This is a genomic window from Streptomyces sp. NL15-2K (assembly GCF_030551255.1).
Taxonomy (GTDB): Bacteria; Actinomycetota; Actinomycetes; order Streptomycetales; family Streptomycetaceae; genus Streptomyces.
Window position 1 is genome coordinate 10,486,496 of sequence record NZ_CP130630.1, and the last position, 23,579, is coordinate 10,510,074.

Here is a 23,579-nt window from a genome sequence, read left to right on the forward strand (position 1 = left end):
GTGAGGCTAAACGTGCTGGAGTCAGCGGAACCGACCTCACCAGAGGGAGTACTACATGAGCATGAACAGGACGACGTGGGGCGTGCGTGCGGCGGCTCTCGCGGCGGGAGCGCTCCTGGCGGGCGCTGCGGCGGTGGCGGCGCAGGGCAGCCTGCACGCTGTCGCGGCTCCGCCCGGGCAGCACGACAGCAGCACGAGCGGCAACTACGAAAGCAGCACGCAGGGCCAGGACGAGAGCGGCACGGGCGGCTTCCAGGAGGGTGGTGCCGGCACGGAGGGCTCCCACGACAGTAGCGCCGGCACGGAGGGCTTCCAGGAGGGTGGCGCCGGCTCGGAGGGCTCGCAGGGCGGTGGCGCCGGCACGGATGGCTCGCAGGGCGGTGGCGCCGGCTCGGAGGGCTTCCAGGACAGCTGAGGTCACGAATAGCGCGGCGTGACGTCGCCGGGCGCCGGCACGTACCTGTAACGGGTCAGGGCTTGCGGGCGACCCCCGCGTACACGGGCACGATGCCCTCCGCCTGCGCCGCCACGTCCTCGGGCTCCGGCCGCCACCCGGAGACCGGGATCAGGCCCGGCCCGAGGAGCTCCAGGCCGTCGAAGAAACGGGAGAACTCGGCGAGCGAACGGGGGAAGAACGGGGTACCGCTCTGCCGGAACTGGTCGGCGGCCCTCTCGACGGCCTCGGGGCTCAGATCGGGGGTGACCTGCGACAGGATCAGACAGCTGCCGGGGGCGAGCTCGGAGACGTACCGCTTGAGCAGGCCGTACGCGTCGTCGCCGTCCGGGCCGTCCGGCTCGTCGCTCAGGTAGTGGGTGAGCGCGACCAGGGACAGGGCCACCGGCTGCGTGAAGTCCAGGGTCCCGGAGGCCGGACGCAGGACGGTGTCAGGGGCGCGGACATCGGCGTGCACATAGGTCGTGCAACCCTCGGCGGTGCTGTGCAGCAGCGCCTCGGCATGCCGGAGCACGATCGGATCGTTGTCCACGTACACGATCCTCGACCCCGGGGCGATCCCCTGCGCGACCTGATGGAGGTTGGGTTCGGTGGGTATGCCCGTACCGATGTCCAGGAACTGACGCAAGCCGGCCTCGGCGGCGGCGCGCACGGCCCGTTGCATGAAACGCCGGTTGGCGCGAGCCCCGCGCAACACCGTGCTGTCCAGGGCGAGGATCCTGCGGGCCAGCGCCTCGTCCACCGGATAGTTGTCCTTGCCGCCCAGCCACCAGTCGTAGACCCGGGCCGGATGCGGCCGGCTGGTGTCGACGGCGGGGGGTGCGGCTTCGGATTCGGTCATCCGGTGTCTTCTCCTCGATCCGTTCGTCAAGAAGTGGCGTGGGTCGCAAGTGGGTGGGGTCAGAAGTCCCCGCGGCGCTCCCGCAGCAGCTGCTTGGTGCGCTCGGCCGACGCGGCGCGCGCCGACATGTGGTCCAGGACCTCCAGATGCGTGGCGACCTCCTTGCGGGAGTCGAGGTAAAGGGCACCGGTCAGGTACTCGGTGAAGACCAAATCGGGCAGCTCCGGCTCCGCGAACCGGAACAGCGAGAACGGCGCGTACGTCCCCGGATGCGGGCCCTGCGAGAACTCGGCGACCTGGAGTGTGACCCCGTCCCGCTCGGTGAGCTCCAGGAGCTTGTCCAGCTGGTCGCGCATGACCGCGCCGTCGATGCTCACCGGACGCCGCAGCACCGTCTCGTCCATGATCACCCACAGGTGGGGCGGGTCCGCACGCTCCAACAGCTGCTGCCGGGCCATGCGCAGGGACACATGCCGCTCGATCGACCCCGGCCCCGACTGCCCGATCGTCCCCGCCTCCATGACGGCACGCGCGTACGCCTCGGTCTGCAGCAGCCCGGGCACGAAGTGCGGTTCGTACGACCGGATGATCCGGGCGGCGCCCTCAAGACTCACATACAGGCTGAACCAGTCCGGCAGCACGTCGTGGAACCGCTGCCACCAGCCCGGCTGGTTCGCCTCCTCGGCCAGCGCGACGAACGCGGCCGTCTCGTCCGCGCCGACACCGTACGTCTCCAGCAGCACCTGCACATACGGAATCTTCAGCGCGACCTCGGCCATCTCCATCCGCCGTACGGTCGCCGGGGCCACCCGCAGCACCTGCGCGGCCTCCTCGCGTTTGAGGCCGGCCGCCTCCCGCAGTTCCTGCAGGCGCTTGCCGAGCACCACCTGGCCCACGGTGGGCGCAGGACGCCGCTCACTCACGCCACGCCTCCCCTACGCGTCGAAGCTTGCGTGCAGTGTGTCATGTTCCGCTCCGAGTCTCACTGGTCTCGCACCGGTTCTCACACCGGCCTCACAGGGGTGACGGTGGGTCATTACCCCAGGGGTAATCGACGGGGGTGGCGTAGGGCGGGATGGTGGTGGCACCGGGTTCCGGGCCGGCGCACTCCGGCCCGGGATCCGGGATCCGAGATCTCCAACACGGGATCCGAGATCCGCAACACGGGATCCGAGATCTCCAACACGGGATCCGAGATCCGCAACACGGGATCCGAGATCTCCAACACGGGATCCGAGATCCGCGACACGGGATCCGAGATCTCCAACACGGGATCCGAGATCCGCGACACGGGATCCGGGATGCCATATCCCGGATCTGGGATCCAGCTGTCGCAATCCGACCTCGACGGAGGATGATTCGTCATGTCCGCGACCCAGCTCGCCGCACTCGCCCGGACCTCCGACCCGCACACCATGCTGCGGCGCTTCCTCGCCCTGGACGCGGTGGTGACGGGCGTGAACGGCCTCGCCTACCTCGCCGCCTCCGGCCCGCTCGGCCGCTTCCTCGGGGCCGATTCCGGGCTGCTGCTCGCCCTCGGGGCGTTCCTCGCGGTGTACGCGGCGGCGGTCGGCCTGCTCGCCGCCCGCCCCCGGCCGGCCGCGCTGCCGGTCCGAGCCGTGGTCGAGGCCAACCTCGCCTGGGCGGCGCTCAGTTTCGTCGCTCTGGCGCTGTGGCTGTCGCCGACCGCGGCGGGCGCCGTGTGGACGGTGCTGCAGGCGCTCACGGTGGCCGGGTTCGCCCTGGTGCAGTACATCGCTCTGAGGACGCGTCAGGGCAGCAGCGAATGAAGGTACTTGACCGTCGCGGGGTCGGCCGGGAGCAGCGTCTCGATGGCAAGCTCGGCGACGGTCACGTCCATGGGTGTGTTGAAGGTGGAGATGGAGGAGATGAAGGACAGCGTCCGGCCCTCGTGCTCGATCCGCATCGGCAGCGCGAAGTACGGGACGGACTGGGCCGGTTGGCCTTCGTAGTCCGCCTCCGGAACCGGGTACGCCGCCACTTCCTCGTACAGAGCGCGCAGCGGCTCGGAGCGGCGCAGGGCGATCTGCCGTTCCATCTGGGCGAGCAGATGTCCGCGCCACTCACGGAGATTGCGGATGCGCGGCGCGAGGCCCTCCGGGTGGAGGGTCAGCCGCATCGCGTTGAGCGGGGGCGTGAGCAGCGCCTCCGGGATGTCGTCGAGCAGCATCAGGATGCCCCGGTTCGCCGCGATGACGTTGTACATCGCGTCGACCACGAGCGCCGGATAGGGCTCGTATCCCTGGATCAGACGCTCGATGCCCTCGCGCAGGGCGTCCAGCGCCGGGTCGTCCAGGGGCGTCTCCGGGTAGCGGGGCGCGTAACCGGCCGCGAGCAGCAGCGCGTTGCGCTCGCGGACCGGGACGTCGAGGTGCTCGGCCAGCCGCAGCACCATCTCCTCGCTCGGCCGGGAACGGCCCGTCTCGATGAAGCTGATGTGCCGGGCCGAGGAATCCGCCCGCAGCGCCAACTCCAGCTGACTGACCCGCCGTTGCTCCCGCCAGGCCCGCAGCAGCGGGCCGACACCCTTGTCGGCGGGGGCGGTGGCGGGCGCGGCGGAGCCGGACGCGACAATGGTCATACGGACGACCGTAGTCGAGGAACGGCGACAGTATCCAAAGGATGGGCGACCGTATGCAATGGCCGGGTGGCTGTATGCGAGGAGCGGGTGGCTTGTATCCGGGCGGCGGACGACCGTATACGCGGAACGGGCCGCCGTATCCGAACAACAAGCGACTGAAGTCGAGGAGCCTGCATGATCCTGCCGTCGAAGCCGACCTTGGAGACCGCGGCGGTGTACCGCGCCAGAGTGCGCGGCTGCCTCCTGGGCGGGGCGATCGGTGACGCCCTCGGCTACCCCATCGAGTTCTCCTCCCTGGACCGGATCCGCGCGACCCACGGCGGGCGCGGGGTGACCGGGTTCGTGCCCGGCGGCGGGGGCGTGGTGGGCCGGATCAGTGACGACACGCAGATGACCCTGTTCACCGTCGAGGCCCTCGTCCAGGCCCACGCACGGGAGCGGGAGAAGGGCATCGGCGGCGGCTGGGCCCTGCTGCTGCGCCAGGCGTACGAGCGGTGGCTGGAGACCCAGACGAAGCCGGGCCCGGACCAGGCCGCACCGCCGGCCGACGGTGCTCCCTCGGGCGGTCTGATCACCGAGGCCTGGCTGTACTCCCGCCGCGCGCCCGGCAACGCCTGCCTGTCCGGGGTCGCCCAGATGTACGCCCCCGACCCGTGGCTTGCACTGGACGGCAAGCCGGGGCAGGTCAACCCCGACTCCAAGGGCTGCGGCACGGTGATGCGCTCGGCCCCCTTCGGCCTGTGCAACCCCGCCGACGCGGCCTTCGCCATGGCCGCCCGTGGCGCCCAGATCACCCACGGCCACCCCACCGGCTACTACGCGGCGGGCGCGCTTGCCGCGATCGTGGCGAACGTCGTGGCCGGGGACTCCCTGGAGGGCTCGGTGCTGCGCGCGCTGCGGGTGCTGGAGCGCCACCCCGGCCACGAGGAGACCTCGATCGCGCTGCGCCGGGCCGTCGATCTGGCCGCGACGGGATCCCCGACGGCGGAGAAGGCCGAGTCCCTCGGCGCCGGCTGGGTCGCCGAGGAGGCCCTCGCCATCGGCGTGTACTGCGCGCTCGCCGAGCCTGGCGTCGAGCAAGCCCTGCTGCTGTCCGTCAACCACTCCGGCGACAGCGACTCCACCGGCTCGATCTGCGGCAATCTGCTCGGCGCCCTGCACGGCGACGTCGGTCTGCCGCACGGGTGGGTAGAGCGGGTCGAGGGCCGGGCCCGGATCGCCGCGCTCGCCGACGACCTGGCGGCCTGAGGGTCCGCCTCTGACGGGCGTGTCCGCGGCTGACCACCGGAAACCCGCCTGACCAGGCCCGAAGCGGCACGCTTGTGGCAGGCTGAAGAGGTACCCCGGCATCCAGGGAGGAGCGAGGTCATGCCCGTCGAACCGCTGTCGCAGAAGGAGATCGAGGACCGGCTCGCGGAGTTGCCCGGCTGGTCGCTCGACGGTGACCGCCTCGCCCGCTCCTACCGGCTCGGCAGCCACTTCGCCGCCACGGCGATGGTCGTTCACATCGCCCAGGTCCAGGAGGAGCTCGACCACCACTCCGACCTCACCCTCGGCTACAACTCCGTGTCCCTGACCGTGAACACGCACAGCGTGGGCGGGGCCGTGACGGAGCTGGACTTCGAGCTCGCCCGCAGGGTCGAGGACCTGGCACCGGGCCACGGAGCGCACTGACGCACATGCTCGACTACGACAAGGAAGCCGACGCCTACGACGTCACCCGCGGCGGCGAGCCCAGAGCCGCCGCGGCCGCGGACGCCGTACTCGGGCTGGTCCCGGCCGCCGCCCGCCGGCTCCTCGACGTCGCCTGCGGCACCGGCATCGTGACCCGGCGCCTCGCGGCGGCCCGGCCCGCCCTGCGGGTGACGGGCGCGGACCTGACGTACGGGATGGCCCGCATGGCGGCCGTACGGCTGCCCGGCGCGATCGTCCTCGCGGACAGCCGTCGGCTGCCGTTCCCCGACCGGACGTTCGACGCCGTCACCAGCGTGTGGCTGCTGCACCTGCTCGACACGGGCGACGACGCCCGGGCCGTCATCGCCGAGTGCGCCCGGGTGCTGCGGCCCGGCGGCGTGTACGTCACCACGGTCGACAAGGCCGCCGCGCACGACGTCGGCAGTGACATCGACGCGGTGCTCGCCCCACGCCCGCGCCGGCCCGCCCAGGACGCCGCCGCGGCTGTCACGTCGTACGCCGCCGCGCGGGGACTGGCCCCGGCCGGGCAAGCCCGTTTTCCCGGTCGCGGTCAGGGCCGCAGCCCCCGCAGCACGATCGCGGACCTGCGGCGCGGCTGGTTCACCCGGCTGCCGCCCGGCGACCCGCGCGCCGAACGGTTCGCCGCGCGGCTGGCGACGCTCCCCGATCAGGACCGGCCGCGCCCGGACCCGGAGTTCAAGCTACGGGCCTTCAGGAAGCCGGCCGCCGGGTGAAGTCCATGGTCCAGTTCCTCACCCAGGTCTGCCCGCCGTCGGGCGAGAACGCCATCTCCCAGTGGGCCGCCGTCTGCGACAGCACCGACCACAGATAGCGGACCCGCACGTCCTCGCCGCGATAGGTGTCGTCGCCCTGGAACTCGCCGCGCCTGTCCGCGCCGAAGCGGCCGATCACCGGCGGGAACAGTGTGCCCGTCTGGCTCGGCGACCAGTACAGGTGCCAGTCCTCCGTCTCCCGGTCGAACAGCCGCAGCGTCACCCCCTTGAAGCCCTTGGTGGGGCAGCTCATCTCGTCGATGTTCGCGGCTCCGTCGTGCAGGCTCCGGCACCAGTGCGTGGCGGGGAACTCCTCCCAGCCGCTGTCCGGGTCCAGGTAGTTCAGGAGGCGGCGGTTGATGATGTCCCACTCGCCGTGGAGAAAGTCGAAGTCGTGCGGCGTGCTCATGAACGGTCTCCAGTCGTGCCCTCGAGGAGGGTGTCGGTGACATAGGCGTCGAGGGCGGGGGCGTCGGGCGCGAGCATGTGCCGTACCCAGGCGTCGCGTTCGTGCAGGATCGGCGGCAGCTCCCAGACGCAGCCGATCCACGGCAGGTCGGGTGTGATGAAGTGCGTCGGGTCGTCGTCCGGGCAGCCGAGGGCCGACTGGCCGGCCGCGGCGCCCTTGAAGTGCAGGACGTTGTCCCACACCCAGCTGTACGCATTGAGGTACGCGCCGTCGTCGCCGCCTCGGTGCAGTACGACGAACGTCGCCGGCGGTGTGCCATCCGGCTCCGGGAGCAGCTTGGGCAGGATCGCGTACGCCGCCTCCTGGACCTCGGGCGCGATGCCGGCCGGGTCCGCGGTGACGTGGTAGCGCTTGATGTGCCGTCCCGCCACCTCGATCGGTGGCGGTACGGTCAGCAGTTTCTCGCTGAATGTCTTCTGCAAGGCCATGGACGGGACGCTAGGGCCGCTTCACTGACATCCTGTGTCAGTGAAGTCCAGCCGACTGGTGACCATCCTCCTGCTGCTCCAGACCCGCGGCCGGATGACCGCCGCCCAACTCGCGGAGGAACTGGAGGTCTCCGTTCGCACCGTCTACCGCGACATGGAGGCGCTCGGCGCGGCGGGTATCCCGCTGTACGGCGACGCGGGTCACGCCGGTGGATACCGTCTCCTCGACGGATACCGCACCCGCTTGACCGGCCTGACCGCGGGCGAGGCGGAGGCCCTCTTCCTCGCCGGCGTCCCCGGCCCCGCCGCCGACCTCGGTCTCGGCTCCGTCCTGGCCGCCGCCCAGCTCAAGGTCCGCGCCGCTCTGCCGCCGCAGCTGCGAGCCCACGCCGACCGGATCAGCGGGCGCTTCCACCTCGACGCTCCCGGCTGGTACGCGGACGTGGACGAGACGCCGTATCTGTCGACGGTCGCCGACGCGGTATGGAACAACCGAATCCTGCATATCGTATACCGTCGTTGGCGTACGCCCACCGACGTGGAGCGCCGCCTGGAACCATACGGACTGGTCCTCAAAGCCGGCCGCTGGTACGTCGTCGCGGCCCCCGGCCCGCGCACCTTCCGCGTCGACCAGATCCTCGAACTCTCCACATCCGACGAGGAGTTCACCCGCCCCGACGACTTCGACCTGGCCGCGTACTGGACGGCGTACCAGCGCGACTTCCATGACCGGCTGTACCAGGGCGAGGCCGTGGTGCGTCTGGCGCCGGGCGTGACACTCACGACGCCGACGAAGGCCGACGGACGTACGGACGACGACGGCTGGACCGTGGTCACCGTCCCCATCGAGTCCGTCGACCACGCCCACGCCGAGTTCCTGCGCCTGGGCACCGACATCGAGGTGCTCGCCCCGCCCGAGCTGCGCGCCAGACTCGCCCGGACGGTCGCCGAATTGGCCGAGAGATATGGCAACCCCCAGGCGCCCGGCGGCGACTGAGGAGGAACGGAATCGCCCCGTCCTCCCAGGAGGCCCCCGTGCAGAACCCGCACCCGCACAAGCGCAAGCACCACAGACGCCGAGTCGTCTTCGCGGCGGCCACCGCCGCCGCGGCCCTGGTCGGCGCCGGACTCACCACCCTTGTCACGGACAGCGCCGAGGCCGCCACCGCCCGCCAGGTCGAGAAGCTCGACCGCGGAGTGGTCAGCGTGCACACCGACAGCGGCAACCTGATCAGCTGGCGCTGGCTCGGCACCGACTCGACCGACGTCTCCTTCAACGTCTACCGGGCCGGCACGAAGGTCAACTCCACGCCCGTCACCGGATCCACGAACTACTTCCACTCCGGCGCGCCCGCCCATGCCGACTACACGGTGCGCGCTGTCGTCGGCGGGGTGGAGCAGGCCGACTCCGTCCACGCGGTCCAACTCCGCACCGGCTACAAGGACGTGCCCATCAGCGCGCCCGCCGGCGGCACCACCCCCGACGGCGTCGCCTACACCTACGAGGCCAACGACGCCTCCGTCGCCGACCTCGACGGCGACGGACAGCTGGACTTCGTGCTGAAGTGGTATCCCACCAACGCCAAGGACAACTCCCAGTCGGGATACACCGGCAACACGATCGTCGACGGTATACGGCTCGACGGCACCCGCCTGTGGCGCATCGACCTGGGCCGCAACATCCGTTCCGGCGCCCACTACACGCAGTTCCAGGCGTACGACTACGACGGCGACGGCAAGGCCGAGGTCGCCATGAAGACCGCCGACGGCACGAAGGACGGCACCGGCGCGGTGATCGGCAGTTCGTCGGCCGACCACCGCAACTCCGGCGGCTACGTGCTGTCGGGCCCCGAGTACCTGACGATGTTCAACGGCCAGACCGGCAAGGCGATGCAGACCGTCGACTACGTCCCGGCCCGCGGCACGGTCTCCTCCTGGGGCGACTCCTACGGCAACCGCGTCGACCGCTTCCTCGCCGGCACTGCCTACCTGGACGGCTCGCGTCCCTCCCTCATCATGGCCCGCGGTTACTACACCCGCACGGTCATCGCCGCCTGGGACTGGCGAGGCGGCAGCTTCACCCGCCGCTGGACCTTCGACACCAACTCCTCCACCAACAGCGGCAAGGGGTACGACGGTCAGGGCAACCACAGCCTGTCCGTCGCGGACGTCGACGGCGACGGCAAGGACGAGATCGTGTACGGCGCGATGACGGTCGACGACAACGGCGGCGGGCTGTGGACGACGAAGCTCGGCCACGGCGACGCGGGTCACGTCGGGGACCTCGTCCCGTCCCGTTCGGGTCTGGAGTACTTCAAGGTCTCCGAGGACAGCAGCAAGCCCGGATCCTGGATGGCCGACGCGCGCACCGGCTCGATCCTGTGGCAGACGGCCTCGGGCTCCGACAACGGCCGTGGGGTCGCCGCCGACATCTACGCCGGCAGCGCGGGCGCCGAGGCCTGGTCCGCCGCCGACACCACTCTGCGCTCGGCGACCGGTGCTTCCCTCGGCCGGGAGCCCTCCAGCATCAACTTCGTGAACTGGTGGGACGGCGACCCCGTCCGCGAACTCCTGGACGGCACCCGCATCGACAAGTACGGCACCTCCGGCGACACCCGCCTGCTGACCGGGTCCGGCGTCCACTCCAACAACGGCACCAAGGCCACCCCGTCCCTGTCCGGGGACATCCTCGGCGACTGGCGTGAGGAGGTCGTCTGGCCGACGTCGAACAACACGGCCCTGCGGATCTACTCCACGCCGATCGCCACCAGCACCAAGATCACGACGCTGCTGCACGACACGCAGTACCGCACGGCACTGGCCTGGCAGAACACTGCATACAATCAGCCGCCGCACCCGAGCTTCTTCATCGGCAACGGGATGGCGACGGCCCCGCGGCCGACGGTATACACGCCGTAGTACACGGCATACACGCCGCAGACGACCAAGAGGGCGCGTGCCGGTGCTTGGGTTCTAGGAGTCGTTGCAACACCCCAGTTCAAGGGGTGCGATGGACTTCGAGATCCGTAAGGACCGGGAGAGGCCTCAGGGCAGGAAGAAGCTCGCCAGGGAGCGGGAGGCATACTCCCGGCTCATGCAGCAGGGTGTGAGCAACCGGGAAGCGTGCCGGATCGTCGGGATCGACCGCCGGACCGGCCAGAAGTGGCGCAACGGTCGTCAGGCATACGGTAACCGGAAGGCGCTGCCACCGATCAACGCGGTGGCAGCGCCCTGCGGGCCGTCCCGGTACCTGCGCGAGGAAGACCGCATTCACATCGCCGACCGGCTGCGGGAGAAGGCGACCGTGCGGGCGATAGCCGCGGAGCTGGGCCGCAGCCCGTCGACGGTCAGCCGGGAGATCCGCCGCAACCGTCACCCGACGGGCGGCCAGTACCGCCCGCACGCGGCCCAGGCCCGTGCCGATGCCCGCCGGCCCCGTCCGAAGCCCGGGAAGATCGGCCAGAACCCGCAGCTGCGCAACTTCATCCAGGACCACCTGGACCTACGGTGGAGCCCGGAGCAGATCTGTCAGGCTCTGCGGGCACGGTTTCCCCAGCGGCCGGAGATGCACGTGGTCCACGAGACGGTCTACCAGGCCCTCTACGTCCAGGGCCGGGGTGAGCTGCGCCGCGAACTGGCCCGCGCCCTGCGCACCGGACGCGCCCGGCGCAGACCTCGCCGCCAGGCCCAGCAGCGCCGGCCCCGGTTCGCCACCCCGATGGTCATGATCAGCGAGCGTCCGGCCGAAGCCGAGGACCGGGCGGTCCCCGGGCACTGGGAGGGTGATCTCATCATCGGCAAGGACGGAAAGTCGGCGATCGGTACCCTGGTCGAGCGGGCCACCCGCTACGTCATGCTCCTGCATCTGCCCGGCGACCACGGCGCCGAGAGCGTTCGCGACGCGCTGGTCACCACGGTCCGGACCCTGCCGTCCCACCTGCGACGGTCCCTGACGTGGGACCAGGGCTCGGAAATGGGCAGCCACGGCGCGTTCACCATCGCCACCGACGTCCCGGTCTACTTCTGCGATCCGGCCAGCCCCTGGCAGCGCGGCTCGAACGAGAACACCAACGGCCTGCTCCGGCAGTACTTCCCCAAGGGCACCGACCTCGCCGTCCACACCCGCGAGCACCTCGACGCCGTCGCCGCCGAGCTGAACGGCCGCCCACGCAAAACGCTCGGCCGGGAAACCCCAGCCGAGCGCCTGCATAAACTGCTCACCGCCTGATCAACACAACCACGTGTTGCGACGACACCTAGAAACCGCCGTGCGGCACGCGCCCTCGAGGCCCGGGTCAGGCGACCTTGCAGGTCTGGTCACCCAGCTTGAAGGACGTCGGTTTCGAGTTCGTCGCCGACGAGCTGCCGGTGAACCCGAAGCTGACGGACGAGCCCGCCGCCACGTTGGCGTTCCAGCCGACGTTCTTGGCGGTCACCGCCGCGCCCGACTGCGTGTACTCGGCGTTCCACGCCTGCGCGACCTTCTGGCCGTCCGCGAAGGTCCAGCCGAGCGACCAGCCGCTCCAGGCGTTCGAGCCGGTGTTGGCCAGCTGCACATCGGCCTGGAAGCCGCCCGACCACTGGTTGGTGACCTTGTACGTCACCGTGCAGGCGCCGGTCGGAGTCGGATCCGGACCCGGCCCCGTGGGGCCGCCGGAGTCGGAGCTGTCGCCGTAGACGACCCCGCGCCCGTTCGTCGCCACGTACACCCGGCCGTACACCCGCGGGTCACCGGTGATCGCCGCACCCGTCCAACCCCACTGGTGGGCGTCGTCGTTGATGCGCGTCCAGGTCGCGCCCTTGTCCGTCGAGCGGAAGATGCCGCGTACACCGCCGATCTTCGCGCTGGTGTAGAGGGTCTGGTACGACGCTCCCGTCGCCGCCTTGCCGAAGCCGATCGTGTCGGCCTGCTCGACGCCCGAGATCTTGGTGAAGCTCGTGCCGCCGTCCGTGGAGTGCCACAGCCCGTACGCGCCGTCGCTCGCACCGCCTGCCAGCCACACGTCGCCCTTGATGCCGGGCAGCGCCTTGAAGCGCACGCTGTCCCCGCTCGGCAGGCCGGTCGCCGCGGACGCGGTGAAGGTGGCGCCGCCGTCCGTACTGACGTAGAACTTCCCGGACTTGAAGCCGTAGAAGGTCTTCGGGTCGACCCGGTCGGACTCGACGATCGCGCCCGCAGGGATGCCGCTGGAGGCCGACCAGGAGGTGCCGAAGCCCGTCGCGTACTGCACGCCCGTACCGTCCGGGCTCCACACGAACCGGCTGCCGTCGGCCGCCGCCGCGACCGTACCGCCGCCGCTCACGCCCGAAGGGTCCGTCCCGGCGAACCAGTTGGCGCCGTTGTCCGTCGAGAACGCGATGTGCGGGCCCGAGTCGAGGTTTCCGACGCGGACGACCGTGTTCGGGTTGGTCTCGGCGAAGTCGAGGCTGGTGGTCGTGGTGAAGTTGGGTGAAGTGAACATCATCGACGGCACCTTGGTCAGGTCCGTGTGCCGGAAGCCGCCGATGTCACCGAGCGCGCTGAGCAGCGGGGCCCCCGACGGGGGAGAGGCGAGGTCGTTGACCGCCGTCTCCTCCAGGCCCTGCACCATCGGCTTGATGGAGAACTGGCTGCCCGAGTCCCAGTTGGTGAGGTTCTCGCTGCCGTAGATCGTCGCGCCCGTCCCGTACATCATCCGGTTGGAGTTGAACGGGTCGATCTCCAGCGACTCCGTCATCCAGCCCAGCTTCGGGGTCTGCTCGGGCGGCGAGGGATTCGCGCCCCAGGTCAGCCACGGCGAGGACGAGACGTCCATCGTGTAGCGGTTCGCGCGGGTGGGATACGACGTGTAGTCCCACGCCTTCGTCCAGGTGGCGCCGCTGTCCGTGGAACGGAAGATCTGAGTGTCGGGCCACCAGGAACTGTATGCGGTGGCCATGACGGTGCCGGGCTTCTGCCGGTCCACCGTCAGCCCGCTGAAGCCGTAGTAGGTGTCGGCCTCGGCGACCGGGCTGATGTCCGTCCAGGTGCCGGTCGCGGTCGCGTACCGCCACAGCCGGCCCTTGCCGCCGTCGTACGGACCACCCTTGTCGCTGTATGCGATGTACAGATAGCCGTTCTTCGTATCCAGTACACCCTTGTGTGCGAGGTATCCCGTCGGCTGTCCGGCCAGCCGGGTCCAGCTGGCACCCGCGTCCGTCGAGCGGTACACCGCGTTGTCCTTGTCGGCGACCCCGACGTAGATCGTCTTCGTCGCGCTGCCGGACGTGCCCGTGGACTCGTCGAAGGTGACCCAGACGATGCCCTGGTTGTCGCTGGCGTAGCCGCTCGTGTCGCTGGGATCCTGCGCGTAGTTGCCGACGTTGGGGAAGCCGGTCACCTGCGACCAGGTGGCGCCGGAGTCCGTCGACCGCCACAGGCCCTTGCCGCTGGGCGCGCCCAGATACAGCACGCTGTTCTTGTTCGGGTCGACGGCCAGGCGTTCGCCCATGCCCCGGCCGGGCATGTTGCCGCCCAGCTTGAACGGCAGGTCCGCCTTCTGCCAGGTCGCGCCCCGGTTCGAGGAGCGCATGATCGCGCCGTTCTTCGGATCCCAGCTGTTGGTGTACGTGCCGACGGCCGCGTACACCCTGTTCGGATCCACGGAGTCGGAGGCCAGGCTGACCACGCCCGTGTGCCCCCAGTCGTCCCAGCCGACCGAGTCCAGCAGCGGCGTCCAGGTCTTCGTCGACTCCTGCCAGCGGTAGGCGCCGCCGATGTCGGTACGGGCGTATGCCAGGTTCTTCTCGCTGCGGTTGAAGACGATGCCGGGGACGAAGCCGCCGCCGTCGACGCGGACGTTCTTCCAGGTGTAGGTGTCGGCGGCGACGACCCCCTTCGGGGTGTCGGCGGCCAGCGCGGGCGGGGTGCCTGCGAGCAGGCCGGCCGCGAGTGCGAGCACGGCCGTGAGGATGCGGGTTCTTCGCACGGTGGGGGACCTTCCTTTCGGGAGGGCCGTTCAGGAGGGGAGCGTGCGAGGACCGGGCGGCCCCTAGTGCGGGTGGGGGCCGCCCGGCAGGCCGGCCTCGCCGTCAGGTGACGAGACCACGCACGCGGAGCTTCAGGCGTTCCGGAGGGGCGCGGTACTGCCCCCGCGCCCCAAAGGGGCGCGGGGAACTGCGCGACCGGCCACACACGGCCCGCAGCTTTCGCACCGCCCGACCCGCGGAGCGCCCGGCGGGGACTATTCGAGGAGCTCCGCGTACGAGCCCATGGCCAGGGCGATGTCCGCCTGGGCCCAGAACCGGTGGTACGTGAAGGAGGGCGCGGCTCCGCCCGCCAGGTAGGCCTCGATCTTCGACCAGGCCGGGTCGTCCTCGTAGAACGAGCGGATGGAGTCGAAGGCGGACGAGGAGTTGATCGCGTCGCCGTTCGGCATCGTCCCGGTCCAGCCGCTCGGGATGTAGACGCCGTCGTCGAAACGGTTGTAGTCGGCGCGGGTCTCCGGGACGGCGATGCCCAGGCTGTCCTGGTGGTTGTTCCACATGCCGTCGAGGAGCGCCTTCGCGGTGGACGCCGCCTGGGTGTCACCGGAGCGGTCCGCGTAGTACGTCAGGGTCTTGGCGTACGCGGCGGCCACACCGACGTCGTTGGTGTAGTCGGCGACGGTGACGTGCAGGCCGCTGTTGGCGCCCGGGTTGGCGGCGTTCCAGGTGTCGGGCTGGCCCGACCACTGGAGCGTCGATGGGATCAGGTAGGTGCCGTCCGGGTTGATCGTGGTCTTGGACAGCGCCCAGTCGACCCACTTGTCGAGGACGGCCTTGGCGTCCGCGTCACCCGTCTGCTGGTAGTACTCGGCCACCCGCTCCATCGACCACGCCTGGAAGCCGAACCACTGGTTGGACGGCGGGTCGTGGTAGACGGGCTGCTGGTCGTAGTACATGCCGTAGAACGTCGACTTCCCGGCCGGCGGGGTCGCGTACCGGCCCGCCCAGCTGTTGGTCGCACCGCCAGCGATGGCGCCCTCGTCCGACTGCAGCCAGCGGTAGAACTCCAGCTGCCGGTCGAGCGACTTGGCCCAGTCCGCCTGCCCCGTCGCCGACTTGGGCTTCAGGTCGGCGTAACTGCTCAGCGCGTACGCCGCCAGAGGGTTCTGGTAGCCGCCGTGCGCGTGGCTGGAGCCGATGCGCCAGGCCCAGCCCGCGGAGGTGTCGGTGGCGCCGCCCCAGGCGTAGTACCAGGACATCAGGTAGTGCGAGGCGTCCTTGCCGGTACCGGCCGTGCAGGAGGAGGGCCCGACACAGTTGCCGACCTTCTTGAAGTACTTGTCGTACATCGTATACCGCAGATAGTCGCCCATCTTCGCGGCCTTGCCGACGGTCGCGGAAACGTCACTGCCCTTGCCCTGTTCCTCGGCCCACTTGTCGGCCCAGTACGCGGCCTGCACCGCACGGGCGTCGGCGTCCGGGGCGTTGGTGAACTTCCACTGCTTGGCGTAGGACGCGTCACCCGTGAACAGGTCCAGGTAGCCGTTCTTCCCGCCGTACTTGAAGGCGTCACAGGTCGGCTGCGGCACCGTCTCCCACACCGACTCCTGCGCGCCGCGCTGGAAGGTGTTGATGTACGACGGTCCGGTGTCCGTCGGCCCCGCCTCGCACTTGCCGGGCGAGTTGCCGTAGCCGTAGACGTTGTCGACATCCTGCAGCCAGTGCATACCGTAGACATCGTCCGTACCGTATGCGGTCTTCAGTTCACCGGCGATCGGATCCGAACCGACCGAGACTCCGGCGTCCAGCTTCGCCGGGTACTCGTTGGGGGTGTCCAGCTCGGGCGCGTACGTCGCCGGCTTGGACGCGTTGTAGAAGGAGTTGGTGGGCTGGTCGGCGTGGGTGGGGATCATGTACTTCTCCATGATGTCCCAGGCGCCGTTGAACTTGGACCAGTCACCGGTGACCTTGCCGTACATGGCCTGCAGCCAGAGAAGGTAGCTGTATGCCTCCGACGTGGTCTCGTGGCCGTGGTCCGGAGCTTCGACGATCAGCGTCTCGACCGAGTGGTAGGGGATGCCCTCGGGCGAGAAGTAGCCGTTCGCCGGGTTGGTGATCTTGCCGTACAGCTCCAGGAACCGCGCGTCGTACGCCTTGGTCGCCGCGATCTGGGTGACCGTCACCGAGGCCTTGCCGTGACCGGTGGCCGTCGACTCGAAGGTCGCCGCACCTGTGCCGGAGGAGCCGGCCGTGATGGTCACCTTCTGGGCGGTGTTCCAGTTCGACGGGGTGAAGGTGAGCGACGCCCCGCCGGTCACCGTGAGGCCGGAGTTGCCGCTGGTGCGGGCGGTCGTCACGGTCACGTTGCCCGACGGCTGGGTCGACAGCTTCACGTCGTACGTCGCCGTCTGGCCCTGCTGGACGGCCAGCTGGTTGGTCGAGGCCACCACGGTGGGCCCCGAGGCGACCGTGATGCCGACCGGCGTGGACTCCGCGGATGCGCCCAGGCTGTCGTACGCCTTCGCGAGGAGCGAATGACTGCCCACGGTCAACCCAGAAGCGGAGAGTGTGAAGGGCGCGCTCGTGTCCGTGCCCAGCAGGGTGGTGTCGTCGTAGAACTCCACCTTGCTGATCGTCGCGCCGTCGGCGGCCGCGGCGGTCGCCGCGAGCGGGACCGCGTCACCCTGTGTGTAGACCGCGCCCGCGGCCGGGCTGGTCAGCACGGTGATGGGTGGCTGGTGCGCTCCGGTGCAACTGGTGCCGTTGACCGCGAAGTTCGTGGGGGCGGCGTTGGTGCCGCTGTAGGTGAACTGCGCGCCGGTGGAGACGGCCGCGCCGGCGGCGATCGTGGCGTTGTACGAGGCGTTCTTGACCGTGATCGCCTGGCCGGACTGCGACCAGGAGCCGTTCCAGCCGTTCGACAGCTTCTGGTTGCCCGAGTAGCTGTAGGTCAGGGTCCAGCCGTTGATGGCGTCCGTGCCGCGGTTGGTGACCGTCAGGTCCGCGGTGAAACCGGCGCCCCAGTCGTTCGTCTTGTAGTCCACGCTGCACTGAAGTGCCGCAGCCTGAGCGGGAGTCGAACCCGTACTCATCATGGTGAACGGAAGGGCCAGGGCCGCTACGACAGCGGTCCACAAACGCCGGGCGGCCCGGCGTCTTTTCCTGGGGGGCATGTGCTGGTTCCTCCTTGCGGCTCGGAGAAGTCAAGGCTTGAACCAGTGGGAGCGCTCCCATAGTGGGGACGGGGGTGAGAGGGGTCAAGGTGCTTGAAGAGTCGAAAAGATTCGACGGCAGGCGTTGAGGAAAAGTCAGTGACTCCTCTGTTCTTTACCGTCACTTGGCGCTAGCTTCATTGACACCAGTGGGAGCGGTTCCATCAGTCGACGCGTCCGTCCCGGCGCGCCCGAACTGCAAGGAGTCGCTCATGCGACACCCCCCGCGTTCAGTACTTTTAGCCGTCGCCGGAGCGGCCGCCCTTGTCGGGTCCGTGACGGTGCCGGCGGTCACGGCGTCCGGGGCCGCACCCGCCTGCACGGTGGAGTACTCCGTCACCAGCCAGTGGGACACCGGCTTCCAGGCTGCTGTGCGGATCACCAACAACACGGCTGCGGTGAGCAGTTGGCGACTCACCTTCGACCTCGCCGGCGGCCAGAAGATCAACCAGGGCTGGAACGCCAAGTGGTCCCAGTCCGGTACGACGGTGACCGCGGCCAACGAGAGCTACAACGGTTCGCTGGCCACCGGCGCGAGTATCAGTGCAGGGTTCCTCGCCTCCCGGTCGGGGAGCACCGCCGTACCGACGTCGTTCCAGCTCAACGGCATCACCTGCAACATCGACGCCGAACCGTCGCCCACGCCGGATCCGACCGATCCGCCGGACCCCGGTGACGGCACGGCACCCGCCCTGCGCGTTGTGGGCAACAAGCTCGTGGACGCCGGGGGCGGGACGCGTCGCCTGCTCGGCGTGAACCGGTCCGGCGGCGAGTTCATGTGCGTGCAGGGCCGCGGCATCTGGGACGGTCGGGTCGATGACGCCTCCGTCAAGGCGATCGCCGACTGGAACGCCAACACCGTGCGCATCCCGCTCAACGAGGAGTGCTGGCTGGGTCTTTCGAACATCGCACCCGAATACCGTGGCGCCAACTACATCAACGCCGTCAAGGACCTGGTGGCCAAGGTCAAGGCACACGGCATGACGCCGATGCTCGAACTGCACTGGTCCCACGGCCAGTACACCGGCAACTCGGCGGGCTGCCCGGACGTGTACGCCAGCTGCCAGAAGCCGATGCCCAACATGGAGTACACCCCGTCCTTCTGGACGTCGGTGGCAAGCACCTTCAAGGACGACCCGACCGTCGTCTTCGACCTGTTCAACGAGCCCTACCCGGACCGCGCGACAGCCACGACCACCCAGGCGTGGCAGTGCTGGCGGGACGGCGGCACCTGCTCCGGCATCGGGTATGAGGTCGCCGGTATGCAGGATCTCGTCGACAGTATCCGGGACACCGGCGCCAGAAACCTGATCCTGGTCGGCGGTCTCGCGTACTCGAACGACCTGAGCCAGTGGCTCTCGTACAAGCCCACGGACCCGGCCGGCAATCTCGCCGCGGCCTGGCACGTGTACAACTTCAACTCCTGCTCGAACGAGAGCTGCTTCAACTCCACGCTCGCCCCGGTCGCCACTCAAGTGCCGCTCGTGGCCGGGGAGATCGGCGAGAACACCTGCTCGCACGGCTTCGTCGACCAGGTCATGAAGTGGTTCGACGACCGCGGCCTGTCCTACCTGGGCTGGACCTGGAACACCTGGAACTGCAACACCGGTCCCGCCCTGATCACCAGTTACGACGGTACGCCCACCGCGTACGGCATCGGGCTGCGCGATCACCTGCGCGCCCTGAACGGCTGACAACTCCCGCAACCGAGTCACCCGTAACCGAGTCGCACCCGCAACCGAGTCACGCCCGCAACCGAGTCACCCGCAACCGAGAAGGAACCCGCACTCATGAGTCGTACCAGAACCGCGATGCTCGCTGCCCTGGCGCTGGTCGCAGGGGCCTCCGGGACGGCACTGGCCGTCGTCCCCGGCGACGTCGGCGCCGCCGCCGTCCCCTGCACCGTCGACTACAAGGTGCAGAACCAGTGGGACACCGGCTTCACCGCCAACGTCACCATCACCAACAACACTGCGGCCAAGTCGAGTTGGTCGGTGAAATGGTCGTACGCCGGAAACCAGAAGATCACCAGCGGCTGGAACGCCAAGATCAGCCAGAGCGGTGCCGCCGTCACCGCGGCCAACGAGGGCTACAACGCCCAGCTCGCTACCGGTGGTTCGGTCAGCTTCGGCTTCCAGGGCACGTACAGCGGCACCAACGCCATACCGGCCACCTTCACCCTCGACGGTGTGACCTGCAACGTCGACGACGGCAGCACACCCGGGCCCACCGATCCGCCGGGTCCCGGCGGACCTGCCAACCGTGTCGACAACCCCTACAACGGCGCCAAGGTGTACGTGAACCCGGAGTGGCGGGCGAAGGCCGCAGCCGAGCCGGGCGGCAGCAGGATAGCCAACCAGCCCACAGGCGTCTGGCTGGACCGGATCGCCGCGATCAACGGCGTCAACGGCGGTATGGGCCTGCGTGCCCACCTCGACGAGGCGCTGCGGCAGAAGGGCTCCGGCGAACTCGTCGTCCAGCTGGTGATCTACAACCTGCCCGGCCGTGACTGCGCGGCTCTCGCCTCCAACGGTGAGCTCAAGCCCGACGAGATCGACAAGTACAAGACGCAGTACATCGACCCGATCAAGGCGATCCTCGCCGACTCGAAGTACGCCTCGCTGCGGATCGTGACCACCGTCGAGATCGACTCGCTGCCGAACCTCGTCACCAACACCGGCAGCCGCCCGACGGCCACCCCGCAGTGCGACGTCATGAAGGCCAACGGCAACTACGTCAAGGGCGTCGGATACGCGCTGAACAAGCTCGGCGACGTGCCGAACGTCTACAACTACGTGGATGCGGGACACCACGGCTGGATCGGCTGGGACGACAACTTCGGCGCCTCGGCCAACACCTTCAAGGAGGCGGCGACCGCCGAGGGCGCCACGGTCAACGACGTCCACGGCTTCATCACCAACACGGCCAACTACAGCGCCCTGAAGGAGAACAACTTCACCATCAACGACTCCGTGGGCGGCAAGTCGGTCCGCGAGTCGGACTGGGTCGACTGGAACCGGTACGTCGACGAGCTGTCGTTCGCCCAGGCCTTCCGCAACCAGTTGGTCTCGGTCGGTTTCAACTCCGGCATCGGCATGCTGATCGACACTTCCCGCAACGGCTGGGGCGGCACCGCTCGGCCGGCCGGCCCCGGTCCGCAGACGACTGTAGACACGTATGTCGACGGTGGCCGCTACGACCGCCGCATCCACGTCGGCAACTGGTGCAACCAGTCCGGTGCCGGCCTCGGCGAACGCCCGCAGGCCAACCCGGCCGCCGGGATCGACGCCTACGTGTGGATGAAGCCCCCGGGGGAGTCCGACGGCTCGAGCCAGTTCATCGAGAACGACGAGGGCAAGGGCTTCGACCGGATGTGCGACCCGACGTACACGGGCAACCCGCGCAACGGCAACAACCTGTCCGGCGCGCTGCCGAACTCCCCGCTGTCCGGGCACTGGTTCTCGGCACAGTTCCAGGAGCTCATGAAGAACGCCTACCCGGCGCTGTAGCACTCGGGTGATCCGCCGGGGTCCGTGTCCTTCGGGGCCGGGCCCCGGCGGATGGGCGTGAAGGTGCCGCTTTCCGCATACCTTTTTTGCTGTCACGGCAACGACGGTGGCCCCGTCGCGGTGCGTCGGCGCACGCTGGCCGCATCGCGACGAGAGGCTGACCACCATGGCGCACGATCACCATCACGACAACCACCACCGCAACGGCCACGCCGGCGGCCATCACCACGACCACACCGACATCGACTGGGCCGAGATGGGCCCGCTGCTGGAGACGCAGGCGGAGCTGTTCACCCCTCTGTACGAACGGGCCCTGGCCTGGCTCGGACACAAACAGACCGAGCCGGGGCTGATCGTCGACGCGGGCAGCGGACCCGGCGTCGTGTCGTGTCTGTTCGCCGAGGCCTTCCCCGGCGCCCGGGTCGTAGCCGTCGACGGCGCCGAGCCGCTGCTGGAGCGGGCCCGTGCCCGGGCAGGGCGGCTCGGCGTCGCCGACCGCTTCGGCACTCTCGTCGGCGAACTGCCCGGCGTTCTCGAGGACTTGGACTACCCCGCCGATCTGCTGTGGGCCGCCCGGAGCCTGCACCACCTCGGTGACCAGCGCGCCGCGCTCGCCGCCTTCGCCGCGCGGCTCGCCCCCGGCGGCACGCTCGCGCTCCTGGAGGGCGGCCTGCCCGCCCGGTACCTGCCCCGCGACATCGGCATCGGGCGGCCCGGCCTGCAGGCGCGAGTGGACGCGCTGGAGGAGGAGTGGTTCGCCCGGATGCGTGCGGACCTGCCCGGCACCGTCGCCGAGACCGAGGACTGGCCCGCCCTGATGGCCGCCGTCGGTCTCCGGCCCACCGGTACGCGCAGCTTCCTGCTCGACCTGCCCGCACCGACCACCGACCGGGCCCGCGCCTACGTCGCCGCCTCCCTGTCCCGCCTCCGCGACGGCCTCGGCGAGCACCTCGACGCCACCGACCGCGCCACCCTCGACCGGCTCCTCGACCCCGACGACGAGGCGAGCGTGCACCACCGGCCGGACGTCTTCGTCCTGGCGGCACATACGGTGTACACCGCCGTGCGTACCGGCTGACGACGGTATACGGGATTCAGCACAGGCCTGGTCGGGCGTAGACGGCAATCCGCGCGCCCCGGACGTGCCGGGTCCCGCACTCCACGAAGTACGCGGCGAGCACCCGCCGTTTGGCCACCTCCTGGTCGGTGTGGTCGACCGGCTGACCGGCGGGATCGCGCAGGACGACGATGCGGGCCGTCGCCAGCATGCGGGAGCGGATGACCGGGGCGGGTACTTCCGTTCCGTACAGCGTGTGCGAGGCGGCCGGGCCCCGATCGAGGGCGAGGTCGCGCAGGCCGCGGACGGAGTCCGGTTCCGGCAGCGACCACGCGCGGCGCCGTGACGGCATGTAGAGGACGCCGTCGGCGTCGCCTCCCTCGGCACGGACGGCCTGGGCGACGGCGCTGACGTCGTCGGTTCGGCTCTGTGGCGTGCGCAGCTGCAAGGTGACCGGCAACAACGCGAGCACGGCCGCCCCGGCCGCGAGCACGGCGACCGTCCGGATCCGTCCCCCGGCGCGCACGAGCCGCTCGAGGGCGGCGCCGACCAGCAGCGCTGTGCCCGCGTGGCCGTAGAGGACGTAACGGTCCACGTACAGCGGCTTGAGCGGGGTGAGCGCGATGAGCAGGAACGCGGGCAGGACGAGCAGAGACAGAGCCAGCGCCGTGAGCTGCACACGGCTCCGGCTCCTGCGGACACCCCTGAGCAGTGAAGCACAGGCCACCCCGAGCACGGTCACGCCGACGAAGCCGGCCAGCGCGCCGGCTCCGAGGCCGCCGATCCACGCCACCTGAGCGGACTGACGCGTGCTCAGCACCACCAGCGGGGCGAGACCCGCGCAGACCGCGAGAGCCGCCAGAACCCAGGCACGCCGGGCCGCCCGCGGCAGCGCCACGAGATGCGCGGCCAGGGCCAGCACGGCGAACTCGTGCAGCAGACAGGCGGTCAGCATGACGGCCGAGTACCCGGTCCAGGCACGCGGGGCCGACCGCTCCACGGCCCGTATCAGCAGGTACGTCGCCCACACGACCAGGGCGCACACGAGTGCATACGATCTACCCTCTTGTGCATACCGCTGGACCGGCGGCAGCAGCGCGAAGACCACCCCGGCCGACAGCCCCGCGCGCGGGCCGGCCAGGCGGCTTCCCAGCAGCGCCACCGTTCCGGCCGCCGCGGCGGTCGCCAGCACCGACGGCAGCCGTAGCACCAGCAGCGGATCCGCCTCGCCGGATATCCGGAAGAGCCCGTGCAGCAGCAGGTAGTACAGCCCGTGCACGGCGTCGACCTGCTCCAGCGTCGGCCACAGCTCTCCCGGCGCGCGCCGCGCCATGTCGTACGTCACCGCCTCGTCCCGCCACATGCTGCCGCCGCGCCGGACGCCCCACAGCCCGAGGGCGAGGGATAGGGCGACAGGGCCGAGCGCGTGCCAGGGCGCGCGTCGGCGTGGAACGACGGCCGCGGAGGGCAACCGGGCGGGCCGCAGGAGAGGTCCAGGAGAGTGTGTGGTGGCGATGACTGACTCCGGTGCGTGGGTCCGGGCGAGGGGCCGCGGGAGCGGGCCGCGAGGAGGCGTGCACCGACGAGTTCAGAC

Annotated in this window: 19 protein-coding genes; 11 read left to right on the forward strand and 8 right to left on the reverse strand. The window is 70.0% G+C overall.

Annotated elements, in window-relative coordinates:
- Positions 1-55: 55 nt before the first annotated feature.
- Positions 56-415 carry a hypothetical protein gene (locus tag Q4V64_RS45810; RefSeq protein WP_124437852.1) on the forward strand — a complete coding sequence of 120 codons (360 nt, stop codon included), beginning with the start codon at positions 56-58 and terminating at the stop codon, positions 413-415.
- Between the two features lie 55 nt (positions 416-470).
- Here the strand turns inward: Q4V64_RS45810 and Q4V64_RS45815 are convergent, their stop codons facing one another.
- A complete protein-coding gene (locus Q4V64_RS45815; protein WP_124437851.1) occupies positions 471-1,295 on the reverse strand; it encodes an SAM-dependent methyltransferase in 825 nt (274 codons plus the stop codon).
- 59 nt (positions 1,296-1,354) lie between these two features.
- Entirely contained in the window at positions 1,355-2,218 is an 864-nt protein-coding gene (locus tag Q4V64_RS45820; protein ID WP_124437850.1) for a helix-turn-helix transcriptional regulator, read from the reverse strand.
- A 441-nt stretch (positions 2,219-2,659) separates the two neighbouring features.
- Here Q4V64_RS45820 and Q4V64_RS45825 point away from each other — a divergent pair, with 441 nt between their 5' ends.
- The gene (locus Q4V64_RS45825; RefSeq protein ID WP_124437849.1) at positions 2,660-3,085 is read left to right on the forward strand and encodes a hypothetical protein; all 426 of its coding nucleotides are present in this window, start codon (positions 2,660-2,662) and stop codon (positions 3,083-3,085) included.
- Here the strand turns inward: Q4V64_RS45825 and Q4V64_RS45830 are convergent.
- Positions 3,067-3,897 (reverse strand): helix-turn-helix transcriptional regulator, encoded by an 831-nt coding sequence (locus Q4V64_RS45830; protein WP_124437848.1) that lies wholly within the window; start codon positions 3,895-3,897, stop codon positions 3,067-3,069. The two genes, Q4V64_RS45825 and Q4V64_RS45830, sit on opposite strands and share 19 nt — an antisense overlap.
- Before the next feature lie 174 nt (positions 3,898-4,071).
- Between Q4V64_RS45830 and Q4V64_RS45835 the strand changes: the two genes are divergently transcribed.
- The 3 genes from Q4V64_RS45835 to Q4V64_RS45845 all read left to right on the forward strand — a co-directional run bounded on the left by Q4V64_RS45835 (position 4,072) and on the right by Q4V64_RS45845 (position 6,326).
- Positions 4,072-5,145, forward strand: coding sequence for an ADP-ribosylglycohydrolase family protein (locus tag Q4V64_RS45835; RefSeq protein ID WP_124437847.1), 1,074 nt, complete (start codon positions 4,072-4,074; stop codon positions 5,143-5,145).
- 120 nt (positions 5,146-5,265) lie between these two features.
- Complete coding sequence (locus Q4V64_RS45840; RefSeq protein ID WP_124437846.1) at positions 5,266-5,571, forward strand: 4a-hydroxytetrahydrobiopterin dehydratase; 306 nt, start codon at positions 5,266-5,268, stop codon at positions 5,569-5,571.
- A 5-nt stretch (positions 5,572-5,576) separates the two neighbouring features.
- Positions 5,577-6,326, forward strand: a complete 750-nt coding sequence (locus Q4V64_RS45845; protein WP_124437845.1) for a class I SAM-dependent methyltransferase — start codon at positions 5,577-5,579, stop codon at positions 6,324-6,326.
- On the opposite strand, the gene Q4V64_RS45850 is transcribed toward Q4V64_RS45845, so the two are convergent.
- Together Q4V64_RS45850 and Q4V64_RS45855 are read right to left on the reverse strand one after the other, a co-directional pair.
- Entirely contained in the window at positions 6,304-6,774 is a 471-nt protein-coding gene (locus Q4V64_RS45850; protein ID WP_124437844.1) for a hypothetical protein, read from the reverse strand. The genes Q4V64_RS45845 and Q4V64_RS45850 overlap by 23 nt on opposite strands.
- Positions 6,771-7,262: a hypothetical protein gene (locus Q4V64_RS45855; RefSeq protein WP_124437843.1), complete on the reverse strand. Its 492-nt coding sequence runs from the start codon at positions 7,260-7,262 to the stop codon at positions 6,771-6,773. The genes Q4V64_RS45850 and Q4V64_RS45855 overlap by 4 nt, the downstream gene beginning before the upstream one ends.
- A gap of 40 nt (positions 7,263-7,302) precedes the next feature.
- Here Q4V64_RS45855 and Q4V64_RS45860 point away from each other — a divergent pair, with 40 nt between their 5' ends.
- From Q4V64_RS45860 to Q4V64_RS45870, 3 genes are all read left to right on the forward strand, one after another.
- Positions 7,303-8,259, forward strand: a complete 957-nt coding sequence (locus tag Q4V64_RS45860) for a YafY family protein (protein ID WP_124437842.1) — start codon at positions 7,303-7,305, stop codon at positions 8,257-8,259.
- A 38-nt stretch (positions 8,260-8,297) separates the two neighbouring features.
- Positions 8,298-10,181, forward strand: coding sequence for a rhamnogalacturonan lyase (locus Q4V64_RS45865; protein ID WP_124437841.1), 1,884 nt, complete (start codon positions 8,298-8,300; stop codon positions 10,179-10,181).
- A gap of 91 nt (positions 10,182-10,272) precedes the next feature.
- Positions 10,273-11,490, forward strand: coding sequence for an IS30 family transposase (locus Q4V64_RS45870; protein ID WP_348540796.1), 1,218 nt, complete (start codon positions 10,273-10,275; stop codon positions 11,488-11,490).
- Positions 11,491-11,557: 67 nt separating this feature from the next.
- Here the strand turns inward: Q4V64_RS45870 and Q4V64_RS45875 are convergent, their stop codons facing one another.
- Positions 11,558-14,209: a cellulose binding domain-containing protein gene (locus tag Q4V64_RS45875; protein ID WP_124437834.1), complete on the reverse strand. Its 2,652-nt coding sequence runs from the start codon at positions 14,207-14,209 to the stop codon at positions 11,558-11,560.
- Positions 14,210-14,464: 255 nt separating this feature from the next.
- Positions 14,465-17,380: a glycoside hydrolase family 48 protein gene (locus Q4V64_RS45880; protein WP_124437833.1), complete on the reverse strand. Its 2,916-nt coding sequence runs from the start codon at positions 17,378-17,380 to the stop codon at positions 14,465-14,467.
- A 251-nt stretch (positions 17,381-17,631) separates the two neighbouring features.
- On the opposite strand from Q4V64_RS45880, the gene Q4V64_RS45885 reads away from it, so the two are divergent.
- The 3 genes from Q4V64_RS45885 to Q4V64_RS45895 all read left to right on the forward strand — a co-directional run bounded on the left by Q4V64_RS45885 (position 17,632) and on the right by Q4V64_RS45895 (position 22,006).
- A complete protein-coding gene (locus tag Q4V64_RS45885; protein WP_172629027.1) occupies positions 17,632-19,113 on the forward strand; it encodes a cellulase family glycosylhydrolase in 1,482 nt (493 codons plus the stop codon).
- 96 nt (positions 19,114-19,209) lie between these two features.
- Positions 19,210-20,928: a glycoside hydrolase family 6 protein gene (locus Q4V64_RS45890; protein WP_124437832.1), complete on the forward strand. Its 1,719-nt coding sequence runs from the start codon at positions 19,210-19,212 to the stop codon at positions 20,926-20,928.
- A 166-nt stretch (positions 20,929-21,094) separates the two neighbouring features.
- The gene (locus Q4V64_RS45895; RefSeq protein WP_124437831.1) at positions 21,095-22,006 is read left to right on the forward strand and encodes a class I SAM-dependent methyltransferase; all 912 of its coding nucleotides are present in this window, start codon (positions 21,095-21,097) and stop codon (positions 22,004-22,006) included.
- 16 nt (positions 22,007-22,022) lie between these two features.
- Here the strand turns inward: Q4V64_RS45895 and Q4V64_RS45900 are convergent, their stop codons facing one another.
- A complete protein-coding gene (locus Q4V64_RS45900; protein ID WP_253266757.1) occupies positions 22,023-23,456 on the reverse strand; it encodes a glycosyltransferase family 39 protein in 1,434 nt (477 codons plus the stop codon).
- Positions 23,457-23,579 lie beyond the last annotated feature (123 nt).